At 69.4% G+C, this 6,344-nt stretch carries 4 protein-coding genes; 1 reads left to right on the top strand and 3 read right to left on the bottom strand.

Features of this window, described 5'->3' with window-relative positions; genetic code table 11:
• Positions 1-203 precede the first annotated feature (203 nt).
• Both HUA78_RS28995 and HUA78_RS28990 read right to left on the bottom strand, forming a co-directional pair.
• Complete coding sequence (locus tag HUA78_RS28995; RefSeq protein WP_371745684.1) at positions 204-2,630, bottom strand: acylase; 2,427 nt, start codon at positions 2,628-2,630, stop codon at positions 204-206.
• 212 nt (positions 2,631-2,842) lie between these two features.
• Entirely contained in the window at positions 2,843-4,000 is a 1,158-nt protein-coding gene (locus HUA78_RS28990; protein WP_174462159.1) for a hypothetical protein, read from the bottom strand.
• A gap of 168 nt (positions 4,001-4,168) precedes the next feature.
• Here HUA78_RS28990 and HUA78_RS28985 point away from each other — a divergent pair, with 168 nt between their 5' ends.
• Complete coding sequence (locus tag HUA78_RS28985; protein ID WP_371745683.1) at positions 4,169-5,044, top strand: class I SAM-dependent methyltransferase; 876 nt, start codon at positions 4,169-4,171, stop codon at positions 5,042-5,044.
• Here HUA78_RS28985 and HUA78_RS28980 read toward each other — a convergent pair.
• Entirely contained in the window at positions 5,019-6,341 is a 1,323-nt protein-coding gene (locus HUA78_RS28980; protein WP_174477622.1) for a nucleotide disphospho-sugar-binding domain-containing protein, read from the bottom strand. The two genes, HUA78_RS28985 and HUA78_RS28980, sit on opposite strands and share 26 nt — an antisense overlap.
• Positions 6,342-6,344 lie beyond the last annotated feature (3 nt).

Genomic DNA, 6,344 nt, shown 5'->3' with positions numbered 1-6,344 from the left:
GAAGTTCACGTTTCCAGTGTCTCGGGCACCTGGCGGGCCTGGGCGGGCGGTGCCGAGCACGACGGGTGAAGGCTCGTCCTCCGAGATCGGAGGACGGGTTTCACTCGGGAGGACATGCAAGTGAGGAACGGGCCCCCGGGGGCAGCCGGAGGCCCTGTCGAGGCTCCCGGGCGGGACGCCCCGCCCGTGGAGATACAGAGGGGTTACGGAGCCGACACGGACTGCACCACCAGGGCCGGGTCCGCGAGGATCTGCTCCTCGGTGAAGCGGATGTCGCGCCACTGCTTCCCGGAGAAGAGCTCCGTCTGGTCCGAGTAGTAGGGCGAGGCGGGATTGGACGACTGGCCGTAGGTCATCAAGGCTCGCGCCTGCACGCCGGTGTCGGTGAACTCCAGGGCCATGAGGAAGCTGGACCCGGAGGTGATGACGTAGCCGTCCGACGTCAGGCCCGTCTCGCCATTGAGCAGCCTGGCCCGCGCGGGCGGCACGTCGATGAGCGTGGACTGGATGGTGCCGTAGTTGACGACGTTCGCCACGCCGTCGCGGTTGTGGCCACCGTGGATGGGGATGCGCAGGCCGCGGCGCGGGGTGAACTGCACGCTGCCCAGGGGCGCGTCCAGGGAGATGTTCGAGGACGTCAGCAGCGTCACCGCCTGCGCGAGCTTGACGAGCATCGGGTCCTCACCCTGCGCGGGGGCGGGCGTGAGGGTGCCAGGCGTGGTGAAGGGCGCGTTGACGTCGAAGGCCGTGTCGAAGAGCGTGCCCTTGTTCAGCAACTGGTTCACCAGATAGGTCCCGATGAACTCGCGCCAGAGCACCGCGCCCACGCTGTCCACGTCGAAGCGACCGTTCCAGGCGGCGAGGATGGCGCAGGCCCGGGTGAGGTCCACGCTCCTGCCCTGGTAGGTCGCTGTGGGCGTGGCCTGGCAGCGCTCCACGACTCCGGGGCGCAGCATCTCCGCCACGAGGCCGCGGTTGCTGAGGATGGCGGCCTGGAGCTCGTCGAGCGTGAACTTCCCATCCGCGCCGGAGGCCCCTTCCGCCGTCTGCTCGGTCAACATCACCAGGTTCATGCGCGAGCGCGGCTGCTGGCTGCGGCGCGTGGGACCGTGCAGGGGGGACAGGTCTGGCAGGGGCTCCGCCGGATTGGTGAGCCAGTAGCTGTCGTTGGCGTTGAAGACGAAGTCACGCCGCGCGAGCTGGGGCACGCGGGCGAAAGGGATGAGTCCCGGGCTGCGTCCGCCGGGAGTGGCCACCCACTCGTTGACGGAGGTGCTGCCGTCGAGCAGCACGAGGTTGAGGTTGCGCAGGAACAAGGTCACCTGCGGGTCCACGCCCGAGCTGGCCGTGCGCCAGGCGTCGATCGCCGCGCTGCTCAGGTCGGGCGTGGCCGCGGCGTCCGCGTACCAGGTGTTGCCGTCACGGTCCGCCGCCAGGGTGTTGACCCAGGGGATGCCCTGGATGGTGGCGAAGGCCTCCTTGAACTCCTGGAGGTTGCGCGCCCGGTTCATCGCGTGGAACTGGGCCAGCAGGGTGGAGTTCTCCAGGTTGGCGTCGCGGTACGTGAAGGCGACCGTGGAGGTCCAGTCCGTGGCGCCGGGGATGGCGAGCATGGGGCCGACGTGGCTGCTGTAGAGCGTGCGCTTCACGTTGGTGAGCGAGCCCTCCGGCAGGCGCACGAGGATGGTGTGTTCCCGCGCCGTCATCTGCCGCTCCTGCCCGTCATACAGGTAGTGGGTCGGCTTGCCGGGCACGAGCTTCAGCCGGTACAGCGTCATCCGCTGGCCGGCGGACACCGTGTGCGTCCAGGCGACGTTATCGTTGAAGCCGATGAGCACCCCCGGCACGCCCAGCAGGCTCGCGCCGTAGACGTTCATCACGCCCGGCACGGTGAGGTGGCTCTCCCAGAGCCGCAGCTCGCCCTGCCAGGGAAAGTGGGGGTTGGCCACGAGCATGCCGCGGCCCCGTTGTGAGCGATCGGCGCCAATGGCCCAGCCGTTGCTCCCCGTGTCGTGATCGCGCAGCTCCTTGAAGGCCTCCGGTGACGGCACGGTGATGCGCATGCCGCCCGTGGTCGTGGGCGGCTGGGCATTGGTGACCGCGGCGACGAACTGGTAGCTGCTCATGAGCAGCGCCAGGCTGACGTGGTAGGCCATCAGGTCCACGTCGCTGATGGGCCTCACCCACGCGGCGTTGACGCAGCCAGGGGGCAGTCCGGCGGGGCCCACCTCCTCGAGGTAGCGGTTGTAGCCCGCGACGTAACCCTCGATCATCGACTTCACGTCCACCGGCAACCTGGGGAGCGCCTCCCGCGCGCGGCCGTAGACGTCCAGCGCGAGGTAGCCGAAGTCACTGGCCACGTTGGCATTGCCAGCGCCCGCGCCCAGGAACCGGGCCCGCTCGCTGCGGACCTTGAGGACTTGATCCGCCAGGGCGCAGACGTGCTCCTGGGCAAAGGCATAGCCCTGGCCGAAGGCCGCGCTGCCCAGGTCCCTGGCGGTGATGTGGGGAATCCCGTGGCGGGTGAGCCGGATCGTGGCCTCGTAGCCCGGCGCGGCGATGGGAGGCGGCTCCGGGACCGTGTCTTCACCACAGGCGGCCAGGGTGAAGATCGCGAGGGTCGCGAGCACGCAGCGCAAGAATGGGCCGCGAAACGAGTAGTTCATGAATGACAAGGGATACCTGGAAGACCTGTGGTTGAAGTCAGCCATGCAGACTATGGAAACATGGCTCAACTGGTCAAACCGGCAATATGCTTCCTTCGACCACGAGTCCGTCCGGACCTGAAACACGCGCTCATGTCAAAAGCAGGTGTCCGGACAGCACGTCGCGCGGCGGTGTGCTAGGCCACCCGCGCTTCGTTCCGGGGCCGCGCGTTGTTGGCCGGGGACGCGGGCGCCCAGAGCTCCTCCGGGGGCTCGCCGAAACAGTCCGGCACGACGTGGATGCCGTAGACGCACTCGTGGCGGTGGGTGCCCAGCTCGAGCAGCCGCTCGCAGCGCGGTGAATCGAAGTCCACGTCATACAAGGCGGCCGGCCGCTGGCTGCCCACGAGGAAGCGGTTTCCCCCCAGGGGCGCGAGACCGCGGACGAAGGGTGGATCTCCGGGGATGGCCACCTGCCGCTTCCAGCTCCCATCCACCGCCTGCTGCACGACCTGGTTGTTGTGGGTGTCGTTGTAGACGAGCGTGTCCCGGTGCCGCAGCAGGTTGTGGTTGGGCCGCAGGATGCCGTCCTGGCGGGCGACGACGCGCGCGGGCCCCTGGTCCGGCAACAGCACGCCGACCCAGGAGGAGGCCGTGAAGCTCGAGGCCAGGAAGCGCAGGTCGAACGCGCTCGAGGCCTTCGTCTTTCGCGTCCCGCGCCCCAGCCGCCGCAGGAGCGCGTCGGGAAGGTCCGTCAGCGCCTGGATGCGTCGTGAGAGCCGGGACGGGACGAAGCCGAAGGACACGAGCAGCCCCTCGGGGCAGCGTGCCACGCCATTCACATGGACGAAGTCGAAGAAGGCGGGGAGCCGGCGCGGGTCCCGGTAATCGTCGCTCAGCGCTCCGCCGAGCGCGTCCGCCAGCTTCAGCTCCCGGGCCAGCGCGGGGTCCTCCCGCCAGCTCCACGCGCGCAGCACTGCGCCGTCCCAGCCCAGCTTCATCACCATGTCCGATGCGCTGGCCGTCACCCAGACGCCATCCGGTTCGACCAGGAGGTCATGCACCTGGCCGAGGAGGGGATGGCTCAGCTCTCCCACCTGTCTCCACTCGCGATTGAAGACGAAGAGGCGATCCGTCACCGCCACCACGAGCCGCTCCCCGTCGCCGCTGATGCCGCGACCGCCCCTGAGCCCTCCGCGCGGGTTCGGGTCGTACGCACGAAAGGGACTCTCCGGAATGGGCCAGTCCGCCAGGACGCGCCGCTCCTTCAGGCTGACCAGTCGCACGGAGCCGCTGCGCTCACCGGGCTCGGTGATTCGGATGATGCTGCTGACCAGGAGGCGGGTGTCATTCATGGAAGGAGCTTCATCGAGGCCTGTTTATACATAATCAGGAAATGTTTACATTCGAGATTAATCGTGATTCCTTGACCTCGCGGTATACCGCATGGAACCATCCAAGACACTCGCGGACGCCGGCAGGGTGTCGTGAGTGCCCCTCCCTCTGAAGAAAGGCAGGCCCGCGTGAACCCCGGGGTTGAGCTGTCCCAACAGGTGTCGTCGCTGGCCATGCGCTTCCAGGGCTTCCTGCGGATGGAGCCCGCGGCCGCGAACGAGGGCATCCTCGCGTGGCTCCGGGAGGTGGAGAGCCTGGGCGCGATGCTGACGAACGGGGCGGCGGCGCGGCTGGGGCCTCATGCCGCGTCGGTGGACAACCTGCGGAGCTCCGTGCACGCCGCGCTCGGGCGGCTGCTGGACTTCAAGTGGGCCTCCCCGGAGGTCAAGGCGGCGGCGCGCGGGTACATGGAGCGCAACCCGGCGCTGCGGCAGGTGGGCCGCTACCGCTTCTCCACGGACTGGATGTCCAAGTGCGAAGCCGAGTGGCGCGAGGTGCTCTCGCCGTTGATGGGGCAGCCTGGCGCGAGGGTGCTGGAGATTGGCAGCTTCGAGGGACGCTCCGCCATCTGGCTCCTGGAGAACGTGCTCACGCACCCGACATCGCGCATCACCTGCGTGGACCTGTTCGAGGGGAATGCCGCGCGCTTGTTCGACGAGAACATCGCCACGAGCGGCGCGGGCGAGCGCGTGGAGAAGCGGGTGGGCCTGTCCCATGTCGCCCTGCGCCGGCTTCCTCCCGAGCCCGTGTATGACTTCATCTACGTGGACGGCTCGCACGAGACGTACGACGTCCTGGAGGACGCCGTGCTGTGCTGGCGGCTGCTGAAGCCGGGTGGGGTGATGACCTTCGACGACTACGGCATGGCCGCCGCGCAGCTCGCGGACTTCCAGGACATCTCGCGCCCGGACCTCGGCATCGACGCGTTCCTCTCCGCCGCGGCCAGGCACCTCCAGGTGGTGCGCAAGGCCTTCCAGGTCACCGTGCGGAAGAACCCGGCCTGAGCCGCGCGCCCTGGGCCTCGGGCGCCTGGAGGAGGCGCTCGAGCGCGTCCGCGGCCGAGTTGTTCCGCTCGTTCTCATGGAAGCACGCGCGCATGGCGGCCAGGGCCGTGCGCCACCGCGGCTCGTTCACCAGCGAGTCCAGCGATGCGAGCAGGTGTTCGAGCTTCAGTGTCTTCGCGGGGCAGGAGAAGCCCAGCCCCCGGTGCTCCACCGCGCGCCCCACGCCGGGCATGTCGAACACGAACGGCACCACGACCATGGGCACGCCGAAGTAGATGCACTCCTTCACCGTGTTGAAGCCGCCGTGCGTGACGACCGCGGTGGCGCGCTCCAGCAACTGGAGCAGGGGCGCGGAGTGGACGGCCACCACGTTGGGCTCCGCGTCGTAGGGCTTCGGGTCGTGGGCGGGCGTCACCGCGAAGACGAACTGCCACTGGGGCCTCGCCCGCGCCGCCGCGAACACGGTGTCGAGCACCTGCTGCTCCAGCGCTCGGCGGAAGGCGCCCTGGCTGCCCAGTGAGAAGAGGATGAGGGGCTTGTCGGCGTCGAGCCGCTCCCAGGGGAAGTCCATGGGGGCCCGGTCCAGGTCGATGCTCGGCCCCGCGTAGATGTAGTGGGACTCCACGTAGCCATCGGGCTCGGCGAACTCACGCGGGGCGAGGACCAGCTCTGGCAGCCGGGGCGCGAGCAGGCGCTCGGGCTCCGTCGCGAGCGCCTCCACCGGATAGCCGTAGCGGCGTGCGATGCGTGCGCTGCGCTCGTTCATCCGGGGCGCGATGCCCAGCGCCCCCATCACCCCGAGCAACGCCCGGACGGCGTGGGCGCGCAGCCTGCGGGAGGGCTCCGTGGGTGGGCGGGACAGGAAGGGGTGGATGAACTCGCGGGGCACGGAGGTGTTGAAGAAGACCGCTGGGACTCCATGGCCATGGGCCACCAGCGCCGTGTACGGGAGGAGGGTGTCGCAGACCACCAGGTCCGGTCGCACGCGCTCGAAGACTCCGTCGAGCGCGCCCTCCGCGATGGCCAGCAGCGCGGCGTCGACCCGGCGGGTGAGCGCGCGGAGCTGGCGCACGTGCCCCAGGAACCCGGAGGCCTGGAAGGGGTCGAAGCTGCCCTTGGGCAGTTGCTCCTCGAGCACGGGGATGAACTCGCCCCCGCGGCGGGTCACCAGCTCCTGGCAGTCCAGGGGGCCCGCGTAGACCACGCGGTGGCCTCGCTGGCCCAGTGCCCGGGCGAGCTTCAGGGTGGGATTGATATGGCCATGGCCCGCGAAGGGCGCGAGGAGGATGGTCGCCATGAG

It is taken from the genome of Myxococcus sp. CA033 (assembly GCF_013336625.1).
Taxonomy (GTDB): domain Bacteria; phylum Myxococcota; class Myxococcia; order Myxococcales; family Myxococcaceae; genus Myxococcus; species Myxococcus llanfairpwllgwyngyllgogerychwyrndrobwllllantysiliogogogochensis.
Note: the sequence above shows the minus strand (reverse complement) of the source record. Positions and strands in the feature narration are given on the sequence as shown.